Origin of the sequence: Streptomyces sp. TSRI0281 (assembly GCF_001905125.1) — a bacterium.
Lineage (GTDB): Bacteria > Actinomycetota > Actinomycetes > Streptomycetales > Streptomycetaceae > Streptomyces.
In genome coordinates this window covers 322,710-341,985 of the sequence record NZ_LWLE01000003.1, presented here as the reverse complement: position 1 = coordinate 341,985, position 19,276 = coordinate 322,710, and the positions used below count along the sequence as shown (strand labels likewise).

Below are 19,276 nucleotides of genomic sequence, written 5' to 3'. Positions count from 1 at the left end.
TCCGTTCCAGTCCGCGGGGGGTACCGGACGATTTCTCTGCATGCTACGCCAGCGTTTCGGGAGACCTCCCGGCTGTCCACAGCCTGTGGGTAACTCTGCGGCCCGAGCGGAAACCGGCTGGGCGATGTCAGTGGTCCGGGCGATGATCGTCCCATGGCAGTCACCGATGAGCAGGAGCAGCGGCAGCGCAGACTGACCGCTTGGCGGCGATCCCACCGGGTCCTGGCGCGGGCTTCGGCGGAGGGCACGCTCGGCGGACGGCTGGCCGCGCTGGTGGCCGACGCGGGAGCCGTCCACGACCTGGACGAGTGGACGGACATCTACGGTGACGGGGTCGTCGCCGAGGTCGAACGGCGGGTCGCGGCGCTCCTCGGCATGGAGGACGCGGCGTTCTTCCCGACCGGGACGATGGCCCAGCAGGTCGCCCTGCGCTGCTGGGCGGGGCGTACGGGCAACGCGACGGTGGCGCTGCATCCGCTCTCCCATCCGGAGGTGCACGAGCGGGGTGCGCTCGCGGTGGTGAGCGGACTGCGCACGGTGCATCCGACGTCCGCCCCCCGGCTCCCCACGGCGGACGAGATCCGCGACTTCCCCGAGCCGTTCGGCACGCTGATGCTGGAGCTGCCGTTGCGGGACGCCGGTTTCGTCCTGCCCACCTGGGAGGAGCTGGAGGCCGTCGTGGCCGCCGCCCGCGAACGGGACGCGGTCGTGCATCTGGACGGGGCGCGGCTCTGGGAGTGCGGCCCGCACTTCGGGCGGGAGCTGTCGCAGATCGCGGGGCTCGCGGACAGCGTGTACGTCTCGTTCTACAAGTCGCTCAACGGGCTGTCCGGGGCGGTGCTGGCCGGTCCGGAGACGCTGGTCGAGGAGGCGCGCACGTGGCGCCACCGGTACGGGGGCCAGGTCTTCCAGCAGTATCCGGCGGCGCTGTCCGCGCTGCTGGGCCTGGAGCGGGAGCTGCCGAGGCTGCCGGATTACGTGGCGCGGGCGAAGGTGGTGGCCGGGGCGCTGGCGGAGGGTTTCGCGGGCTCCGGGGTGCCCTGGTTCCGGGTGCATCCGGAGCCGCCGCACACGCACCAGTTCGTGGTCTGGCTGCCGTACGGCGCCGAGGCGCTGAACGAGGCTTCGGTGCGGCAGGCGGAGGAGACGGGGGTGGCCCTGTTCCGGAAGTGGTTCGAGGGGGCGGCGGGGGCGGGTCTGCCGCCGGGGGTGTCGTTCACCGAGGTGACGGTGGGAGCCGAGGGGCTGGAGTGGACCGCGGGGGATGTCCGGGAGGCCGTGGGGGAGTTCGTGGCGCGGTTGGGGTAGGCGGGGGTGCGGTGCTCCCGGCCGCAGGGCTCACGGCGGCGGGGCTCGGTGAGTGGCGTTCCGCAGGTACGGCGGGCTCACGGCCGCGAGCAGGGGCTCGGCGAGTACGGCGGGGTCACGGCGCGGGCCTCGGCGCGTGGGGCTACGGGTGGTCATGGTCGTTGGCGCGGAGGGTGTGGCGCGAGCGCCAGTGGTCGCGGAGGGTGCGCAGTACGTCCCAGTCGTGGCGTCCCGGCAGCGGGGGCGGGATCTCGCCCAGCCGGGCCGCGCGGTAGGTGTCGAACATCTGCTGCTGAATGGCGTCCATGCCCTCAGACTGCGCAGATCACGGCCGTTCGGCCCGCCGATTGACGACCGCCGTCAAGTGGCGCCCGGCCCCGTTCACGTAGCCCCACTATGGAGGGGTGAGCGTGAACATCGACATCGCGGGCCTGCCCCCGGAACGCATCGTCTTCGAGACCTCGCCCCTCGCCGAGCTGGGGCTGGCTCTGCATGCGCTCTCCGAGCCCGGTCACCACCCGGGGCTGCACGGCTGGGCGACCGCGACCGCAGCCGGACTGGAACCGGACCTCGCGGACCGGATGCTGGAGGCGGAGTTCCTCTGGCGCAACACGTTCTCCGACATCTTCATGCCGTTCGCCGGTGTCCACGGCGGCGACGGCAGGACCGGGGCGAGCCTCGCCGAGGACCTGGACATCCTCGACCGGCTGGACGACGAGCGGTTCGTCTCCGCCGCGCTGGAGTTCACCTGCGCCGGCCTGTACGGGATCGGGGCACCGTCCCCGCTCGCGAGCGCGGCCATGCGGGCCCGCGCCCTGGAGCTGGCGGCCGCCCGCGGCCCGCAGCAGGTGGAGTTCACGAAGCGGCTGCTGACCGACCCCGCCACCGTACGGAGCTGGATACGCCGCCTCTTCGAGGACTGCGACCAGGCGTTCTTCTCGGACACCTGGCGGCGGGTACGGGTCCAGCTGGTCGCCGACGCCCGGTACAAGACGGAACTGCTGCGGCGCAAGGGACTCGGGGAGGCACTGGGAGCGGTCTCCGCCGCACTGTCGCTGAACGAGGACGCGAGCCGGATCAGCATCGACAAGCTGACCGAGGGCCGGACCAACGCCGCCGACCCCGCGGTCGGCCCCGGCCTCACCCTGATCCCCAGCACCTTCGGCTGGCCGCATCTGATGGTGCTGCACGCCCCGGGGTGGCGGCCGGTGATCCACTACCCGGTGCACCTTCCCGAACTGCCCTCCCCCGCCTCCGTCGAGCTGCTCCAGCTCCGGATGGAGGCGCTGGCCCACCCCATGCGGATGCGGCTGTGCCGCAACCTCGCCCGTTCCCCGTACACCACGGGCGAACTCGCCGACTCGCACGGCATCACGCCCCCCGAGGTCTCCCGCCATCTGTCGCTGCTCAAGAAGGCCGGTCTCGTGACGACCCGGCGGCGCGGCCGCTATGTGCTGCACCAGCTGGACCTGACCGTCGTCGCACGGCTCGGCAGCGACTTCCTGGAGGGCGTGCTGCGGTAACGCGGCAGCGACTTCCCGGAGGGTGTGCTGCGGTACGCGGTACAGCGCCTCGGGGGCCGGGGGCGGCGGCCGGAGGGTGACGGTCGGTGCTCAGCCCGTGCCGCCGCCCGCCCGGACCAGCCCGGTCTCGTACGCGAGGACGACGACCTGGACCCGGTCGCGCAGGTTCAGCTTGGTGAGGATGCGGCCGACATGTGTCTTCACGGTCGCCTCCGAGAGCACGAGCCGCGCCGCGATCTCCCCGTTCGACAGTCCCTGGGCGACCAGCAGCATCACTTCGCGCTCGCGTTCGGTGAGCTTCTCGACATGCTTGTGCTGCGGCTCCCTGCCGCTGCTGGGCAGCATCGGCGCGAACCGGTCGAGGAGCCTGCGCGTGGTCGACGGGGCGACGACGGCGTCCCCGCTGTGCACGGAACGGATCGCGGCCAGCAGCTCGCCCGGCGGCACGTCCTTGAGCATGAACCCGCTGGCGCCCGCCTTCAGCCCCGAGAAGGCGTACTCGTCCAGGTCGAACGTGGTCAGGATGAGCACCTTGGGCGGGTCCGGCTGGGCGCAGATGCGACGGGTCGCCTCGACACCGTCCAGCCTCGGCATCCGGACGTCCATCAGCACCACGTCGACGGCCGCGGAGCGCAGGACCTCGATCGCCTCGGCGCCGTCACCGGCCTCGGCCACGACCTCCATGTCCGGCTGGGCGGCGAGCACCATCCGGAAGCCGGTGCGCAGCAGCACCTGGTCGTCGACGAGCATCACGCGGATGGCCATGAGGGTCCTTGTCTTGCGATCGAGGTTCAGCGGTCGGTGGGCGGGCGGAACGGACGGGCTGGACGGATGGGCTGGACGGACGGACCAGGCGGGCGGACCAGGCGGACCGGCCGGGTGGACGGAACGGGCGGGCGAGGCCGCCCGGCCCTTCAGCTGGCGGGCTTGAGCGGCAGCAGCGCGCTGATCCGGAAGCCGCCGCCCGGCCGCGGTCCCGCGTCCAGCGTGCCTCCGACCATGCCGACCCGCTCCCGCATACCGATCATCCCGTGCCCGGCACCGTCGGCGCCGCCGTCCTCGTACAGTTCGTGCGCCGCGCCCCGGCCGTCGTCCTCCACCAGCAGCCCGAGCCCGTCGTCGAAGTAGACCAGCCGCACACTGGCGCCGGCGTCCGGACCGCCGTGCTTGCGCGTGTTGGTGAGGGCCTCCTGCACGATGCGGTACGCGGTCAGCTCCACGCCGCTCGGCAGGGGGCGCGGGGTGCCCTCGATCTTGAAGTCCACGGCCAGGCCGGTCTGCCTGACCTGCTCGATCAGGTCCTCGATCTGCTCGACGTCGGGCTGCGGCACATACTCGCCGCTCTCCCGGGTGTCCCCCGTCCGCAGGACCCCGAGCAGCCGGCGCATCTCGGCGAGCGCCTGGCGGCCGGTGCTGGAGATGGTCTCCAGTGCCTGCCGGGCCTGGTCGGGTGCGGCGTCCATGACATAGGCGGCGCCGTCGGCCTGCACCACCATCACGGAGACGTTGTGCGCGACGACATCGTGCAGCTCACGGGCGATCCGGGCCCGTTCGGCGGCGACGGCGACCTTGGACTGCGCCTCGCGCTCCCGCTCCAGCCGGGCGGCGCGCTCCTCCAGCTGATCGAAGTAGGCCCGCCGGGTCCGCATCGAGTCGCCGAGCACCCAGGCGAGCACGAACGGCACCGTCATGATGATCGCGACGACGACCGACTGGACCCAGGTGTCCGTGTTCCCCTCCGGCCAGCGCAGCTGCGCCAGACCGGCCGCGCCCAGGCTGCAGACCAGGGCGAGCCTGGACGCCCAGCGCTCCCCGACCGTGGCCACGGTGAAGATGATCACGAGCATGGCGAAGTTCGCGAAGCTCGGCCGGATGCCGAGGACCAGCTGTACGACGCCCACCAGGATGGTGAGGAGCAGCATCTTCTCGGGTGCGCGGCGGCGCAGGGCGACGACGGTGCACAGGCCCATCGCGACCGGAACCAGCAGCACGCGCTCCCGGGCGGAACCGAAGTCGTCCACGACGATCGACACGCCGGAGATCCCGAGGAGGAAGACGGCCCAGAAGCTGTCGACGCCCGTCGGGTGTCTGCGGATGAAAGCGTAGAGGCGCTGCACGTAATCCAGCGTAGGGACAGCCGACCCGTGCCCGGGTCAACCGGAGGACCGATCCAGGTCCGGGGACCGTACTCCCCAAGGTGGAGACTTGCCAACGTGACGGATGAGTGGCGTGGGTGGCGGGAAGCGACAGAGACCGCTTTGTACGGAGACGGGGGCTTCTACCGGAGCTCGGAAGGACCGGCGGGCCATTTCCGCACCTCGGTCCATGCCTCACCGCTGTTCGCCACCGCCGTCGCCCGGCTGCTGACCGGAACCGCGCGTGAGCTGGGGACCGACACCGTCGACCTGGTGGACGTGGGCGCGGGCCGGGGCGAGCTGGTGACCGGGGTGCTGGCCGCCGTCCCGGACGGTCTGACAGTACGGGCGTACGCCGTGGAGGTCGCCGCGCGCCCCGCGGGCCTCGATCCCCGGATCGAGTGGTGCGCCGAGCCGCCGCGGGGAACCACCGGGGTGCTGTTCGCCAACGAGTGGCTGGACAACGTGCCCACGGAGATCGCGGAGGCGGACGGGGACGGGATCGCCCGGTACGTCCTCGTCCGCCCCTCGGACGGTACGGAGCGGCTGGGCGAGCCGGTGACCGGCGCGGACGCGCGATGGCTGCGACGCTGGTGGCCGCTGTCCCGGCCCGGCGAGCGGGCGGAGATCGGCCGGACCCGCGACGAGGCGTGGGCGCGCGCGGTCGGGTCGCTGTCCGGCGGTCTCGCGGTGGCGGTGGACTACGCGCATGTACGGGGCGCGCGGCCGCCGTACGGGACCCTGACCGGCTTCCGGGCGGGGCGGGAGGTCCGGCCGGTGCCGGACGGTTCCTGCGATCTGACCTCGCATGTGGCGCTGGACGCGTGTGCGGCGGCGGTGGAGGTGGCGCGGGGAGCCGTATTGCCGGAGCTGACCGATCAGCGGGCGGCCCTGCGCGAGCTGGGCATCGCCGGGGAACGGCCGCCCCTGGCGATGGCCTCCACCGATCCGGCCGGTTACGTCCGGGCGCTGTCGGCGGCGGGCGAGGCGGCGGAACTGACCGCGCGGGGCGGTCTGGGCGACTTCGGATGGCTGACGCACCGGGTGGTGCCACCGGTCAGGGAATACTGTCCCGCATGACGGAGACGACAGTCGGCATCGGCGGCGCGGCGGAGAGCACCGATATGGTGCTCAACATCGGGCCACAGCACCCCTCCACCCACGGCGTGCTCCGTCTGCGGCTCGTCCTGGACGGTGAACGGATCCGGCACGCGGAGCCGGTCATCGGCTATATGCACCGCGGTGCGGAGAAGCTCTTCGAGGCCCGCGACTACCGGCAGATCGTGATGCTCGCCAACCGCCACGACTGGCTGTCGGCGTTCTCGAACGAGCTGGGCGTCGTCATGGCCGTCGAGCGCATGCTCGGCATGGAGGTCCCCGAGCGCGCAGTCTGGACACGCACGCTCCTCGCCGAACTGAACCGGGTCCTCAACCATCTGATGTTCCTCGGCTCGTACCCCCTCGAACTGGGCGGGATCACCCCGGTCTTCTACGCGTTCCGGGAGCGCGAGGAGCTCCAGGCGGTGATGGAGGAGGTCTCCGGCGGCCGGATGCACTACATGTTCAACCGGGTCGGCGGCCTCAAGGAGGACCTTCCGGCGGGCTGGCTCGGCCGGGCCCGGGACGCGGTCGCCTCGGTCCGGTCCCGGATGGGCGTGTACGACGATCTGGTCCTCGGCAACGAGATCTTCCGGGGCCGTACCCGCGGTGTGGGCGTCCTGTCGGCCGAGGCGGTGCACGCCTACGGGGTGTCGGGGCCGATCGCCCGCGCCTCCGGGGTCGACTTCGACCTGCGGCGCGACGAGCCGTATCTCGCGTACGGGGAGCTCCAGGACACCCTGAAGGTCGTCACCCGTACCGAGGGCGACTGCCTGGCCCGCTTCGAGTGCCTGCTGGAGCAGACGGCCAACTCGCTGGACCTGGCGGACGCCTGTCTGGACCGGATGGACAACCTGGCGCCCGGGCCGATCAACCAGCGGCTGCCCAAGGTGCTGAAGGCCCCGGAGGGCCACACCTACGCCTGGACCGAGAACCCGCTCGGCGTCAACGGCTACTACCTGGTGTCCAAGGGCGAGAAGACCCCGTACCGGCTGAAGCTGCGCTCCGCCTCGTTCAACAACATCCAGGCGCTCACGGAACTGCTGCCGGGCACGCTGGTCGCCGACATGGTGGCGATCCTGGGCTCGCTCTTCTTCGTCGTCGGGGACATCGACAAGTAGCCCCCGCGCCACCCCCGCAGACGCCCGGCGCACGGACCTGCGGGCCGACCCCGCGGGGCCGCCGAGTGAGCGGCCCCGCCCCGCGTCGGGCGAGCGGGCCCGCTACGAGATGGCGGTGCGCAGTTCCACCAGGTCCAGCTGCTCGGTCTCGTCGTGCGCGGTGAGGTCGATGACCTTGCCCACGGCGCGGTTCTCGGCGGCGCCCGTGCGATGAGCGGCCAGCGCCTCCTCGCCCACCACGTCCGCGAGGTCCTCGTTCTGCACGGCCTCGATCGCGGCGCCGGCCTTCTGCGTACCGAAGAAGTCGAAGCTTCCCTGCGGGACCAGGTGGCGGCGCGCGGCGGCGTACGGGACGACGGCAGAGGCCGCCGGTACGGTGCGCGGCACATGGACCGGTGTGGTGGACGACGCCGGGGCGGGCAGGGCGGCGGGCTGCGGGGCGGGCAGGGCGGCCGACGGACGGCGGTGCTGGTGGTCGCCCGCGCCGGTGGCCGCCGCGTGCTTCCCCTGCGGGCCCTCCGCCTCCGTGTTCCGTGCCTTCGCCCGCTCCGCGAGATCGCGCTGCCTGGCCTGCTCGGCGGCGCGGCGGGTCTTCTGGAGCTCGGCGTTGCGCGTGAGGTCCGAAAGGGCCTGGGCGGCGCGCAGATACGCGGCCGGGGTCGGCGTGGAGCGGGCGGCGGGCAGCTCCCGGGGGGTGGCGGCCGCTTCGATCGCGAGCTGCCGGCGGCCCTCCAGCGCGCTGGCCCGCTCGGTCTCCGCGTTCGCGTACCGGCGCAGCAGTGCGGCGTGCTCCCCGCGCAGTCCGGCGAGCTCCACGCGCTTGCGGCGCAGCTTCGTCTCCAGCCGGGTGCGCAGTTCGCGCGCCTCCTCCAGGTCCTGCTCCAGCTCGGCTATCCGCTCCTCGGCGCGCCACTCGTCACCGGCGCGGGCGCGCGTCAGCTCGGCGACCCGCAGCCCGGCGGCCCGGTCCCAGCTGCGCATCAGATACGCGCCGGTGACGGCGGTGGCCGCCACGGCGGCCACCAGTCCGCGCAGGACGAGGGGTTCGGCGAGCAGCAAGGCGCCGGCGGCACCGACGACCGACACTCCGGCGACCACGGAGGGCGGCAGGATTCTGTGAAGGGGTGGCGAATGGCGGTGGCGTCCACGTGGCATGGCCTGAAATTTACCGTGTGTACGGGCGCCTTGGGGGGCCACCCGGCAATCTGTTCCCCGCCGGTGACCTGGCGGCGCCGGAAAGGGCTTCCGCGAGTGTCGGCGGAAGTCCGAAAAGGTCGGCGGAAGCCCGAAAAGCACGCTCCGGGCGCCCGATTCCGGTTCAATCGGGCGCCCGTTCGTTCCGCGTACCGACCTACTTCTTGATCAAACCTTTGGACTGCAGATAGTCCTTGGCCACATCGGCGGGCTTGGCGCGCTCGGCGTCGATCTTGCGGTTCAGTTCCGCGAGATCTTCCGTGGTGAGCGTGTCGGTGAGCTTCCCGAGCGCGTCGGCGATGTCCTGGGCGCCCGCGTCCTTGGCATTGAGCACCGGAAGTACGTTGTCGGCGTTCTGGAGCTTCTTGTCATCGTCCAGGAACACCAGCCCGTCCAGCACCGCGTCCGTGGTGGTCGTCAGGACCAACTGGTCCTTGCCGTCCTTGACCGCCTGCTTGGACTGCGGGGTGCCGACGCCCTTGGGGTCGATACCGGTGACGTCAATGCCGTACGTCTTCTTCAGACCCGGTGCGCAGAAGGGCCGCACCTCGCACTCGTCGCCCGCCGCGATCTTCACCTTGAGCTTCGACTTACCAAGATCGGAAAGCGTCTTGAGGTTGTTCTTCCCGGCGAATTCCTTGGACACCGCGAAGGCGTTCTGGTCGACGGCGGCGCCGACCGGGAGCACCTTCAGACCGAGCGGAGTGGCGAGCTTCTCCAGGGCGGCGACCGTGGCCGTGGCATCCCCGGAGGCGACCGGCTTCTTCTCCGCCTGCGCGGCCCCGTTCACCTTGGCGTTGAGGAATTCGGCGATCGTGGCGGCATATTCCGGGACGACGTCGATCTCGCCCTTCTCCAGCGAGGGCTCGTACAGCTCGCGGTTCTTCACCGTGGTGATCGAGGTGCTGTAACCGGCGTCGGCCAGGATCTGCGCGTACAGCTCGGCGAGCACCTTGGACTCGGTGAACGAGGCGGAGCCCACGACGAGCGTGCCCTTCCTGCCCGAGCCGGCCGATGTGCCGGAGCCCCCCTTCTCCTTCTCCAGGCTGTCGCCGCCGCAGGCCGCGAGCGACCCGGCCAGCGCCACCATGCCGATGACCGCACCCGCTATGCGCGAGGTCCTGCTCATGTTGTTCTCCGTCCGAACGAAATGGGGTGACAAACCATCAAGAAAAGGTCACGTACGGCACGAGGTCATACGGTCCTGCGGCGGCGCTGCGGCGACAGCAGCCGGTCCAGCGCCACCAGCACCCCCTCCACCAGCAGGGCCAGCAGGGCGATCAGCACCGCACCGGCGAAGACCTGCGCGGTGTCGTACGTGTTGAATCCGGCGGTGATGATCCGGCCCAGGCCGCCGAGGCCGACCATCGCGGCGATCGAGGCGGTGGCCACGACCTGGACCGCGGCGGACCGCAGCCCGGTCATGATCATCGGGTAGGCCAGCGGAAGCTCGACCCGCACGAAGAGCTGCCCGCCGGACATCCCCATGCCGCGCGCGGCCTCCACCACCGACCGGTCCACCTCCGTCATCCCGACGTAGGCGTTGGTCAGCAGCGGGGGCACGGCGAACAGGACCAGCGCGATGATCGTGGGCAGATAGCCGGAGTTGCGCAGGGGCGTGACCATGAAGAGGGCCAGCACCGCGAAGACGGGGATCGCCCGGCCCACGTTGGAGATGTTGACCGCGAGCGCACCCCCCTTGCCGATGTGCCCCAGATACAGGGCGAGCGGCAGGGCGATGGCACAGGCCACCGCGAGCGCCACCCCGCTGACGTAGAGATGCTCGGAAAGCCGGTGTGCGGCCCCGTTCTCCCCCGACCAGTTGGCCCCGGTGGTGAGCCAGGTCCAGGCCCCCTCGATGACTCCCACGGGTCAGCCCGCCTCCACCTTCGCGACGACGGGCGATCCCGGCGTACCCGCCGGGCCGCCGGTCGTTCCACCCTGTCCCGCCGACCCCGCCGACCCCGTCCGTCCCGCCGCACCCGTCGTCGGGCGTATTCGGGTCCAGGGCGTCAGCAGTCGCTGGAGACCGAGCAGCAGCAGATCCGCCGCCACCGCCAGCAGTACACAGAGCACCGAGGCGGTCAGCACCTGGGCCTTGAAGAAGCTCGGCAGCGCGTCCTCGATGAGATTGCCGAGCCCGCCCTTGCCGACGAGTGAGCCGACGGTCGTCAGCGCGACCGTCGACACCGTGGCGATGCGCAGGCCCGCCATCAACGCGGGCAGCGCGAGCGGGAGTTCCACTTCCCAGAGCAGCCGGGCGGGGCCGTACCCCATGCCCTTGGCGGCATCCTTCGCCTCCTGCGGCACCGCTTCGAGCCCCGCGAGGATGTTCCGTACGAGGATGGTCAGCGAATAGAGCACCAGGCCGGTGACGACCAGCGCCGCGGAGAGTCCGAACAGCGGCAGCAGCAGGGAGAACATCGCCAGCGACGGCACGGTGTAGAGCACGGTCGTCAGCCCCAGCACCGGCCCCGCGAAATGCCGTCCGCGGCGTGCGAGCAGCGCCAGCGGAAAGGCGACCGCGAGCCCGATCAGCACCGAAACCGCGGTGATCCAGATGTGCTGCACGGTGGCGTCGGTCAACTCCTGGCTGCGGGAGCGCAGATACTCCCCACAGATCCAGTCGTTCGCCACCAGGCAGTTCTCTCCGGCCATCCGTCCCCCACCCCCACAGCTTTCCTTCGTGATGCCGCCCCGAACTGATGTCTGGCGAGCCTATCCTCGACCACTGACAATCGCCGAGGCTGTCGCATTCCGGCAACATGTCCTTCACAGAACGCCCGTCACCATGGGGAATCATGATTCGTTTCGAGCACGTCACCAAGCGGTACGCGGACGGCACCACCGCCGTCGACGACCTTTCCTTCGAGGTCGGCGAGGGCGAACTGGTCACGCTCGTCGGACCTTCCGGCTGCGGCAAGACGACCACCATGAAGATGGTGAACCGGCTGATCGAACCGACCGAGGGGAGGATATTCCTCGACGGGGACGACATATCCGCCATCGACCCCGTCCGGCTCAGGCGCCGGATCGGCTACGTCATCCAGCAGGTCGGCCTCTTCCCGCACAAAACGGTCCTGGAGAACACCGCGACCGTCCCTCATCTCCTCGGCTGGAATCGCGGAAAGGGGCGCGAGCGCGCCGCCGAACTCCTCGACCTGGTCGGACTTGATCCTTCCGTTTATGGCGGCCGCTATCCGGAACAGCTCTCCGGGGGTCAGCGCCAACGCGTCGGGGTGGCCCGCGCATTGGCCGCCGACCCTCCGGTCCTGCTGATGGATGAACCTTTCGGGGCGGTCGACCCGGTCGTCCGTGAACGGCTGCAGAACGAATTCCTGAAACTCCAGGCCCAGGTCCGTAAAACCGTGCTGTTCGTCACGCACGACATCGAGGAGGCCGTCCGGCTCGGCGACCGTATCGCCGTCTACGGACAGGGCCGCATCGAGCAGTTCGACTCCCCCGCCACCGTGCTCGGCGCCCCCGCGACCCCGTACGTCGCGGACTTCGTCGGCGCCGACCGGGGACTGAAGCGGCTCTCGGTGACGCCCATCGAGGAGAGCGACCTCGACCAGCCGCCCGTCGTCCACCTCGACGACCCGCTCGCGACGGCGACCGAACGGCTCCGGTCCGAGGGCGCGCGCTGGGCGGTCGTCCTGGACAGCCGGGACAACCTGCACGGCTGGATCTCCGCCACCAGCGCCGCGTCGGCCACCGCCGGGGGCACGGTCCGCGAGCACGCCCGCCGCATGGAGGCGTGGCTCCCGCTCGGCGCCCCGCTCAAGCAGGCGTTCGCCACGATGCTCCAGCACGACGCGGGCTGGATCGCGGTCATCGACAAGGAGAGCGCCGGCCGCTTCCTCGGCGTCCTCACCCCGGCCCGGCTGCACGAGGCCCTGCGCCGCTCGATCGACGCGGACGCCCAGGACGTACCGCGTGCGGAGGTCGCCGTGGAGACCGTGGCGAAGGTGGAGACGGCCGGGGCACCGGGCGCGAAGGCGGGGTGACCCGGACCGCCCGCTCAGTTCTCGCTGAGCCTGCCGCTCATCCAGTCCAGGGCCGCCGGGATCTCCCGCCGCCAGGTGGTGAAGTTGTGCCCGCCGCTGTCGAGCACGATCGACGACACCCGGGCGGGAGCCTTCACCCGCTTGATGAACTCCTTGGTCGCCTTGAGGTTCCCCTCGCCCTGCCGGGACGTCGTGACCAGGAAGGACCCGCCGGGCGGCGGCCGGTTCTCCAGGGTCCACAGCAGGTCGGCACGGTTGCGCGCCGCCTCGTCGCCGTGGAACAGATCGCCCGTCGTCGGGTCCTCGGCCGCCCGGTAGTACGCGGAGAGTCCGGCGCTCACCGTGAACCGGTCCGGGTGGTGCAGCCCGATCTTCAGCGCGCAGTAGCCGCCGGTCGAGTTGCCGATGATGCCCCAGTTACGGGCCCGGTTCCCGACCCGGTACGACTCCGAGATCGCCTGCGGCAGGTCCTTCGCGAAGAACGTCTCCGTCTTCGGGCCCTTGGGAATGTCCACGCACTCGGTGTCCCTCGGCGGCGCCACCGTCGGCCGCAGCATCACCAGGATCATCGGCTGGGCCTTGCCCGCCTTCACCCGAGCGAGGGCCGTCTGCGGATAGCGCAGCCCCTTGAACAGGTTCTCCGCCGTACCCGGGTAGCCCGTGAGCACGACGACGGCCGGGAAGCTCCGCCGCGCGTACGCGGGCTGGAAGTACTCCGGCGGCAGATAGACGTACGCCGAGCTCTCGATGCCCGAGAGCTGCCCGGAGACGACGACCTTGTCGAGCCGTCCGCCGGTGGCGGGACGGGTGCCGCCGGGCCCGTCCGGCCGCTGGGTGCCCACCCGGACCATGTTCGTGGACCCCGCCGCGCCGTCCGCGTGGTCGTTGACCACACCCAGGTCCTGCTTCTGCCCGAAGAGATCGGCCCAGGAGCCGTAGAAGAGGAACGAGTTGTTGGCCGCCAGTCCGACCGAGGCGAACACCATCACCTGGGTCGCCAGCAGCAGTCCGATCCGGCCCGAGACCGCACGGACGCCACGCCGCGCCAGCCGCGGCCACAGCCAGATCGTGGCGGCGAACAGCACGACGGCCAGTGATGCCGCCAGCGCCAGAACTGCGTTACTGGTGAGACCCATGAGTGAAGTAGAGCTTTCTGTGCATGAATTTTCCGGAATGTGGGGGAACCTACTCCCCGGAAGCCTCGTCCTAGAGGGCGCACATCGTCCGTAGAGGCTTCGGCCGACGGACCTAAGAATCTCTCGCGGAGCCACGGGAAGCGATGTCTGTCACGGTAGATGGGGATAAAACAGGGTCGGTTCCGCATCGCGTACGTCAGTTCGTACGCGGGCCCCGCCCCGAATCCGTACCGGCCCTGGTCGGCGGTGCCTGCGCCGTCGTCGGCCTGATCGACGTCGCCGCAGGGGTCTTCCCGCGCTTCCGGCACAGCCGGATGCACACCGTCGCCGAGGTGCTCCCCGGCGCCCTCGGCCCGTTCGCCGCAGCGCTCTCGCTGAGCGCGGGCATGCTGCTGCTCCTGCTCGCGCACGGGCTGAAGCGGCACAAGCGGAGGGCCTGGCGCGCCGCCGTGGTGCTGCTTCCGGCGGGGGCCGTGGCCCAGTTCGCGTACCGGCACTCGATCGTCGGCGTCCTCGTCTCCCTGACGCTGTGTTACCTGTTGGTGCGCCACCGGAGTGAATTCCGGGCTCTCCCCGACCCCCGGAGCCGTTGGAGGGCATTGGCCAACTTCGTCCTGCTCGGCGCCGGTTCCCTCGTGCTCGGTCTGGTCATCGTCAGCGTCCACCCCGGCCGGGTCGTCGGGAACCCGTCCATAGCCGACCGCCTCCAGCACGTGATGTACGGACTGTTCGGCTTCGAGGGGCCCGTCGACTACGCCGGGCGGACCTCCTGGACCGTGGCGTACTCACTCGGCGCCCTGGGCCTGCTGACCGCCGTCACCACCGTGTACCTCGCCTTCCGCCCCGAACATCCTGCCGCCCGCCTCACCGAGGACGACGAGGCCCGGCTGCGGGCGCTGCTGGAGCGGCACGGCGGCCGTGACTCGCTCGGCCACTTCGCGCTCCGCCGCGACAAGGGCGTCGTCTTCTCCCCCAGCGGCAAGGCGGCCGTCTGCTACCGGGTCGTGTCCGGGGTGATGCTGGCCAGCGGCGACCCGATCGGCGACGTGGAGGCGTGGCCCGGCGCCATCGAACGCTTCATGGACGAGGCGAAGGCGCACTCCTGGACCCCCGCGGTGATGGGCTGCAGCGAGACCGGCGGCGAGGTCTGGACCCGTGAGACCGGACTCCTGGCCCTGGAACTGGGCGACGAGGCGGTGGTGGACGTCGCGGATTTCTCCCTCGCCGGGCGGGCGATGCGGAACGTGCGCCAGATGGTCAAGCGCATCGAACGTAACGGCTACGAGACCCGGGTCCGGCGCGTACGTGACATCGGCGACACCGAACTGGAACGCATCCGGGCGGCCGCCGCCGACTGGCGCGGCACCGACACCGAGCGCGGCTTCTCCATGGCGCTCGGCCGGATCGGCGACCCCGGCGACGGCGACTGCGTCATCGCCACCGCGCACCTGGCCGGCTCCGGCCCCGAGGACTCCCGGTACGGGGACCTGAAGGCCGTCCTCCACTTCGTGCCCTGGGGGCGCGACGGGATGTCCCTGGAACTGATGCGCCGCGACCGCTCCGCCGACCCCGGCATGAACGAGCTGCTGATCGTCGCCTCCCTCCAGGCCGCCCCGAAGCTCGGTGTCGAACGTGTGTCGCTGAACTTCGCCATGTTCCGCTCGGCGCTCGCGCGGGGTGAGCGGCTGGGCGCGGGGCCGGTGCTGCGCTGCTGGCGCGGGCTCCTGATCTTTCTTTCGCGCTGGTTCCAGATCGAGTCGCTGTACAAGTTCAACGCCAAGTTCCGGCCGCGCTGGGAGCCCCGCTTCGTGGTTTTCCGCACCAGCCGTGACCTGCCCCGCATCGGCTTCGCGGCGATGCAGGCGGAGGGCTTCGTGAACCTCTCGCTCCCCCGGCCGTTCCCGGCCCGCCGGCCGCGCCCCTGCGCCCATCCGCCCCAGCGCGGCCCGGAGCAGGGGGTACGCGCGGCATAGCGAGCCGCCGTACGGGCCTACGCTGGTCGTATGAGTACGTTGCGCGGACGGGGCACGGTGCGAGGCCTGCCGGACTGGGACCGCTGTGCGGTCATGGGAGTCGTCAATGTGACGCCCGATTCCTTCTCCGACGGGGGCCGCTGGTTCGACACCGGGGCCGCGATCAAGCGCGGCCTCGATCTGGTGGCCGAGGGCGCGGACCTGGTCGACGTCGGCGGTGAGTCGACCCGGCCCGGCGCCAGCCGGGTGGACGCGTCGGAGGAGCTGCGGCGCGTCGTCCCCGTCGTGCGGGCCCTGACCTCCGAGGGCGTCACCGTCTCCGTGGACACCATGCGGGCCCGCGTCGCCGAGCAGGCCGTCGCCGCCGGGGCGGCCCTCGTCAACGACGTGAGCGGCGGCCTCGCCGACCCCGACATGATCCCGGTGGTCGCCGCCGCCGGTGTCCCGTTCGTCGTCATGCACTGGCGCGGCTTCAGCGAGTCCATGAACAGCCGGGCGGTGTACGAGGACGTCGTCGCCGAAGTCGTCGCCGAACTGCGCGAGCGCATGGAAGCCGTGACAGCGGGCGGCGTGGACCCGGAGCGCCTGGTGATCGACCCCGGCCTCGGCTTCGCCAAGGACGCCTCCCACGACCTCGCACTCGTCGCGCACCTCTCCGACCTGCGCGATCTGGGCCGCCCGCTGCTGGTGGCCGCCTCCCGCAAGCGCTTCCTCGGCCATGTCCTGGCCGGGCCGGACTCCGCACCGCCACCCGCCCGCGAGCGCGACGCGGCCACCGCCGCGATCTCCGCCCTCTCCGCACAGGCGGGTGCCTGGGCGGTCCGGGTCCACGAGGTGCGGGCCACCGCCGACGCCGTGCGGGTCGCCCGCGCCGTGGAAGGAGCCGCGTGAACGACGACCGCGCACGGGCCGCCGAGGACATCGCGGAGGTCGAACAGGCCAATACGGCCTTCTACGAGGCGATGGAACGCGGCGACTTCGAGGAGCTCTCCGGCCTCTGGCTGCCGGGCGAGGACCTCACCGTCTCCTGCGTGCACCCGGGCTGGCCGGTCCTCACCGGCCGCGGCGAGGTGCTGCGCAGCTACGCGCTGATCATGGCGAACACCGAGTACATCCAGTTCTTCCTGACCGATGTCTCGGTCGCCATGACCGGTGACACCGCGCTGGTCACCTGTACGGAGAACATCCTCAGCGGCGGCCCGGCCGAGGACGGCAACGCCCTGGGCCCGCTCGTGGGCCAGCTCGTCGTCGCCACCAACGTGTTCCGGCGTACCCCCGACGGCTGGAAGCTCTGGTCGCACCACGGCTCCCCCGTGCTCACCGAAACCGATGAGGAAGAGGACGAGGAAACACCCTCCTGAGCGGGTACCCGCCCAGGAGGGGTTGGGCTCCGGAACCACGGGGTAGGGGCGGCTACCAGCCCCGTGAGGTCCCGTCCATAGCCCCCACGGGCGAGCACTGTCGGTGCTCGCAGGTAGATTCGAAGCAAGTCGTCCCGCCGCCCGCACGCGGCAGGGTGCCTTGCCGACCAACGACAGCAGGAGTGATTCGCGTGGATCGTGTCGCGCTGCGCGGCCTCAAGGCCCGTGGGCACCATGGCGTCTTCCCCCGGGAACGGGAAGAGGGCCAGACCTTCATCGTGGATCTGGTGCTCGGCCTCGACACCCGCCCCGCGGCGGCCACCGACGACCTGGCGCGCACCGTGCACTACGGCGTGGTCGCGGAGGAGGTCGTCGACGTCGTCACGGGCGAACCGGTCGATCTGATCGAGACACTGGCCGAGCGCATCGCCCAGCAGTGCCTCAAGCACGAAGGCGTCCAGGAGGTCGAGGTGGTCGTGCACAAGCCGGACGCCCCGATCACCGTCCCCTTCGACGACGTGACCATCACCATCACCCGGAGCCGAGCATGACCGCATTTTCCACCGGGGGGCAGAGCGACCCGACCGTACAGCCGGTGCCCGCCGCCGTGGTCGAGCAGGTGGACGCCGCGGACATCACCCTCTCCAACCCCAAGCGCGCCGTGATCTCGCTCGGCTCGAACCTGGGCAACCGCCTGGAGACCCTCCAGGGCGCCATCGACGCGCTGGAGGACACCCCCGGCCTGCGGGTCAAAGCGGTCTCCCCGGTCTACGAGACGGAGCCCTGGGGCGTCGAGGCCGGCTCCCAGCCCTCGTACTTCAACGCGGTGATCGTCGTGAAGACGACCCTGCCCCCGTCCTCCCTGCTGGAGCGCGGTCAGGCCATCGAGGAGGCGTTCGACCGGGTCCGCGACGAGCGCTGGGCCCCGCGCACGATCGACGTCGACATCGTGGCGTACGCCGATGTGGTCTCCGACGACCCGCTGCTCACCCTCCCCCACCCCCGCGCCCACGAGCGGGCCTTCGTGCTCGCACCGTGGCACGACGTGGACCCCGAGGCCCAGCTGCCGGGCGCCGGTGCGGTCGCCGACCTGCTGGCCGGTGTCGGACGCGACGGCGTACTGCCCCGGGCCGATCTGGAACTCCGGCTGCCCGAGTAGTCGTTAGGCTCGAAGGACACCGGGCCGGCACGGGCGGCCCGGTCATCAGGACGGAGAAGGGCGGCTCACACGGTGAAGGAACTACGGCTCGGGGTACTGGCGGGCTTCTTCGCCGCCGCCGGAGTGCTCTCCTGGGGCGCGGCCAGGCTCTGGGACTCCCTGGACAGCCTGCCGAGCGTCCCGCTGGCCGCCCCCATCGTGCTCGCGGTGATCGCGGTCGTCCTGCTCGCCACGGCGCTCTCCATCCGTGCCCGGCTGCGCGCCCAGCGGGAGCGCCGTCCGGGGGCGAAGGGCGTCGAGCCGCTGATGGCGGCCCGCTCGGTCGTCTTCGGTCAGGCGAGCGCTCTCGTGGCCGCCCTGGTCGCCGGGATGTACGGCGGCACGGGCGTCTTCCTGCTCGGCTTCCTCGACATCCCGCCCCGCCGCGACCAGGCCATCTACGCGGGCCTCTCGGTCGTGGCCGGGATCGCGGTCATCGCGTCCGCCCTGTTCCTGGAGCGCGTCTGCAAGCTCCCGGAGGACCACGACGACGACAAGAGCGCGGCAGCCGCGTAAGCGGTCCGCCGCGCTCCTCCGTAGCTCCCCGGCGCCGTGAGCATCCGTCCCCGGCGCCGTATCCGCGTCCGCCCCGGCGTCAGCGCGCCATGATGAGGCTCATCGCCTCCGCGCGCGTCGCGGGGGCGCGGAGCTGGCCGCGTACCGCCGAGGTGATCGTCTTCGCACCGGGCTTGCGGATGCCCCGCATCGACATGCACATGTGCTCGCACTCGATGACGACGATGACGCCGCGCGGCTCCAGTATCTGCATCAGCGAGTCGGCGACCTGTGTGGTGAGCCGCTCCTGGACCTGGGGGCGGCGGGCATAGACGTCGACCAGCCGGGCCAGCTTCGACAGACCGGTGATCTTTCCGGTGGCCGCGGGGATGTAGCCGACGTGCGCGACGCCCCGGAACGGCACCAGGTGGTGCTCACAGGTACTGAACACCTCGATGTCCTTGACGAGCACCATCTCGTCGTGACCCAGGTCGAACGTGGTCGTCAGGACGTCCTCGGGCTCCTGGTACAGGCCGGCGAATATCTCCTTGTACGCCCGTGCCACGCGCCCCGGCGTCTCCCGCAGGCCCTCGCGGTCCGGGTTCTCGCCGACCGCGAGGAGAAGTTCGCGTACCGCCGCCTCGGCCCGCTTCTCGTCGAACTCGCCGATCGGACCCTCGCCGTCCAACGTCACCGGGTCGGTCATCTGTGCCTCGTTCCTCTGTGC

The 19,276-nt window shown here is 71.3% G+C and carries 20 protein-coding genes; 11 read left to right on the top strand and 9 right to left on the bottom strand.

The window, feature by feature from the left end:
* Window positions 1-153: 153 nt before the first annotated feature.
* On the top strand, window positions 154-1,308 hold the full coding sequence (locus A6A29_RS09820; protein ID WP_073719608.1) for a threonine aldolase family protein: 1,155 nt from the start codon (window positions 154-156) through the stop codon (window positions 1,306-1,308).
* A 142-nt stretch (window positions 1,309-1,450) separates the two neighbouring features.
* Here A6A29_RS09820 and A6A29_RS45760 read toward each other — a convergent pair whose 3' ends face one another.
* Window positions 1,451-1,615, bottom strand: a complete 165-nt coding sequence (locus tag A6A29_RS45760) for a hypothetical protein (protein WP_198953031.1) — start codon at window positions 1,613-1,615, stop codon at window positions 1,451-1,453.
* Between the two features lie 103 nt (window positions 1,616-1,718).
* Here A6A29_RS45760 and A6A29_RS09815 point away from each other — a divergent pair, with 103 nt between their 5' ends.
* Window positions 1,719-2,831 (top strand): DUF5937 family protein, encoded by a 1,113-nt coding sequence (locus A6A29_RS09815; protein ID WP_073719607.1) that lies wholly within the window; start codon window positions 1,719-1,721, stop codon window positions 2,829-2,831.
* 90 nt (window positions 2,832-2,921) lie between these two features.
* Here the strand turns inward: A6A29_RS09815 and A6A29_RS09810 are convergent, their stop codons facing one another.
* Window positions 2,922-3,596, bottom strand: a complete 675-nt coding sequence (locus A6A29_RS09810) for a response regulator (RefSeq protein WP_073719606.1) — start codon at window positions 3,594-3,596, stop codon at window positions 2,922-2,924.
* 149 nt (window positions 3,597-3,745) lie between these two features.
* Entirely contained in the window at window positions 3,746-4,948 is a 1,203-nt protein-coding gene (locus tag A6A29_RS09805; RefSeq protein WP_073719605.1) for a sensor histidine kinase, read from the bottom strand.
* 96 nt (window positions 4,949-5,044) lie between these two features.
* Here A6A29_RS09805 and A6A29_RS09800 point away from each other — a divergent pair, with 96 nt between their 5' ends.
* Window positions 5,045-6,046, top strand: a complete 1,002-nt coding sequence (locus tag A6A29_RS09800; protein ID WP_073719604.1) for an SAM-dependent methyltransferase — start codon at window positions 5,045-5,047, stop codon at window positions 6,044-6,046.
* Window positions 6,043-7,185 carry an NADH-quinone oxidoreductase subunit D gene (locus tag A6A29_RS09795; RefSeq protein WP_073719603.1) on the top strand — a complete coding sequence of 381 codons (1,143 nt, stop codon included), beginning with the start codon at window positions 6,043-6,045 and terminating at the stop codon, window positions 7,183-7,185. Before A6A29_RS09800 ends, A6A29_RS09795 begins: the two co-directional genes overlap by 4 nt.
* A 102-nt stretch (window positions 7,186-7,287) precedes the next feature.
* On the opposite strand, the gene A6A29_RS09790 is transcribed toward A6A29_RS09795, so the two are convergent.
* From A6A29_RS09790 to A6A29_RS09775, 4 genes are all read right to left on the bottom strand, one after another.
* Window positions 7,288-8,340, bottom strand: a complete 1,053-nt coding sequence (locus tag A6A29_RS09790; RefSeq protein WP_079182674.1) for a hypothetical protein — start codon at window positions 8,338-8,340, stop codon at window positions 7,288-7,290.
* A 196-nt stretch (window positions 8,341-8,536) separates the two neighbouring features.
* Entirely contained in the window at window positions 8,537-9,508 is a 972-nt protein-coding gene (locus A6A29_RS09785; protein WP_073719602.1) for an ABC transporter substrate-binding protein, read from the bottom strand.
* Window positions 9,509-9,573: 65 nt separating this feature from the next.
* A complete protein-coding gene (locus A6A29_RS09780) occupies window positions 9,574-10,248 on the bottom strand; it encodes an ABC transporter permease (RefSeq protein WP_073719601.1) in 675 nt (224 codons plus the stop codon).
* Between the two features lie 3 nt (window positions 10,249-10,251).
* On the bottom strand, window positions 10,252-11,037 hold the full coding sequence (locus tag A6A29_RS09775; RefSeq protein WP_073719600.1) for an ABC transporter permease: 786 nt from the start codon (window positions 11,035-11,037) through the stop codon (window positions 10,252-10,254).
* A 143-nt stretch (window positions 11,038-11,180) separates the two neighbouring features.
* Here A6A29_RS09775 and A6A29_RS09770 point away from each other — a divergent pair, with 143 nt between their 5' ends.
* Window positions 11,181-12,386, top strand: coding sequence for an ABC transporter ATP-binding protein (locus A6A29_RS09770; protein WP_073719599.1), 1,206 nt, complete (start codon window positions 11,181-11,183; stop codon window positions 12,384-12,386).
* A gap of 14 nt (window positions 12,387-12,400) precedes the next feature.
* On the opposite strand, the gene A6A29_RS09765 is transcribed toward A6A29_RS09770, so the two are convergent.
* Entirely contained in the window at window positions 12,401-13,522 is a 1,122-nt protein-coding gene (locus A6A29_RS09765; protein WP_073719598.1) for an alpha/beta hydrolase, read from the bottom strand.
* 143 nt (window positions 13,523-13,665) lie between these two features.
* Here A6A29_RS09765 and A6A29_RS09760 point away from each other — a divergent pair, with 143 nt between their 5' ends.
* From A6A29_RS09760 to A6A29_RS09735, 6 genes are all read left to right on the top strand, one after another.
* On the top strand, window positions 13,666-15,495 hold the full coding sequence (locus A6A29_RS09760; protein WP_073719597.1) for a phosphatidylglycerol lysyltransferase domain-containing protein: 1,830 nt from the start codon (window positions 13,666-13,668) through the stop codon (window positions 15,493-15,495).
* A 30-nt stretch (window positions 15,496-15,525) separates the two neighbouring features.
* Entirely contained in the window at window positions 15,526-16,386 is an 861-nt protein-coding gene (gene folP, locus A6A29_RS09755; protein WP_073719596.1) for a dihydropteroate synthase, read from the top strand.
* Entirely contained in the window at window positions 16,383-16,856 is a 474-nt protein-coding gene (locus A6A29_RS09750) for a nuclear transport factor 2 family protein (protein WP_073719595.1), read from the top strand. The genes folP and A6A29_RS09750 overlap by 4 nt, the downstream gene beginning before the upstream one ends.
* A 191-nt stretch (window positions 16,857-17,047) precedes the next feature.
* Entirely contained in the window at window positions 17,048-17,407 is a 360-nt protein-coding gene (folB, locus tag A6A29_RS09745; RefSeq protein ID WP_003968268.1) for a dihydroneopterin aldolase, read from the top strand.
* Window positions 17,404-18,015 (top strand): 2-amino-4-hydroxy-6-hydroxymethyldihydropteridine diphosphokinase, encoded by a 612-nt coding sequence (gene folK, locus A6A29_RS09740; protein WP_073719594.1) that lies wholly within the window; start codon window positions 17,404-17,406, stop codon window positions 18,013-18,015. Before folB ends, folK begins: the two co-directional genes overlap by 4 nt.
* 72 nt (window positions 18,016-18,087) lie before the next feature.
* Complete coding sequence (locus A6A29_RS09735) at window positions 18,088-18,570, top strand: DUF3180 domain-containing protein (protein ID WP_073719593.1); 483 nt, start codon at window positions 18,088-18,090, stop codon at window positions 18,568-18,570.
* A 79-nt stretch (window positions 18,571-18,649) separates the two neighbouring features.
* Here the strand turns inward: A6A29_RS09735 and folE are convergent, their stop codons facing one another.
* Entirely contained in the window at window positions 18,650-19,255 is a 606-nt protein-coding gene (gene folE / locus A6A29_RS09730; RefSeq protein ID WP_073719592.1) for a GTP cyclohydrolase I FolE, read from the bottom strand.
* Between the last annotated feature and the right edge of the window lie 21 nt (window positions 19,256-19,276).

Excerpts from the sequence above, each read along its gene's own strand:
- A6A29_RS09820 (WP_073719608.1), top strand. The coding sequence starts at position 154 with ATGGCAGTCACCGATGAGCAGGAGCAGCGGCAGCGCAGACTGACCGCT.
- A6A29_RS45760 (WP_198953031.1), bottom strand. The coding sequence starts at position 1,615 with ATGGACGCCATTCAGCAGCAGATGTTCGACACCTACCGCGCGGCCCGG.
- A6A29_RS09810 (WP_073719606.1), bottom strand. The coding sequence starts at position 3,596 with ATGGCCATCCGCGTGATGCTCGTCGACGACCAGGTGCTGCTGCGCACC.
- A6A29_RS09795 (WP_073719603.1), top strand. The coding sequence starts at position 6,043 with ATGACGGAGACGACAGTCGGCATCGGCGGCGCGGCGGAGAGCACCGAT.
- A6A29_RS09790 (WP_079182674.1), bottom strand. The coding sequence starts at position 8,340 with ATGCCACGTGGACGCCACCGCCATTCGCCACCCCTTCACAGAATCCTG.
- A6A29_RS09785 (WP_073719602.1), bottom strand. The coding sequence starts at position 9,508 with ATGAGCAGGACCTCGCGCATAGCGGGTGCGGTCATCGGCATGGTGGCG.
- A6A29_RS09775 (WP_073719600.1), bottom strand. The coding sequence starts at position 11,037 with ATGGCCGGAGAGAACTGCCTGGTGGCGAACGACTGGATCTGTGGGGAG.
- A6A29_RS09770 (WP_073719599.1), top strand. The coding sequence starts at position 11,181 with ATGATTCGTTTCGAGCACGTCACCAAGCGGTACGCGGACGGCACCACC.
- A6A29_RS09765 (WP_073719598.1), bottom strand. The coding sequence starts at position 13,522 with ATGGGTCTCACCAGTAACGCAGTTCTGGCGCTGGCGGCATCACTGGCC.
- A6A29_RS09760 (WP_073719597.1), top strand. The coding sequence starts at position 13,666 with ATGTCTGTCACGGTAGATGGGGATAAAACAGGGTCGGTTCCGCATCGC.
- folP (WP_073719596.1), top strand. The coding sequence starts at position 15,526 with ATGAGTACGTTGCGCGGACGGGGCACGGTGCGAGGCCTGCCGGACTGG.
- folK (WP_073719594.1), top strand. The coding sequence starts at position 17,404 with ATGACCGCATTTTCCACCGGGGGGCAGAGCGACCCGACCGTACAGCCG.
- folE (WP_073719592.1), bottom strand. The coding sequence starts at position 19,255 with ATGACCGACCCGGTGACGTTGGACGGCGAGGGTCCGATCGGCGAGTTC.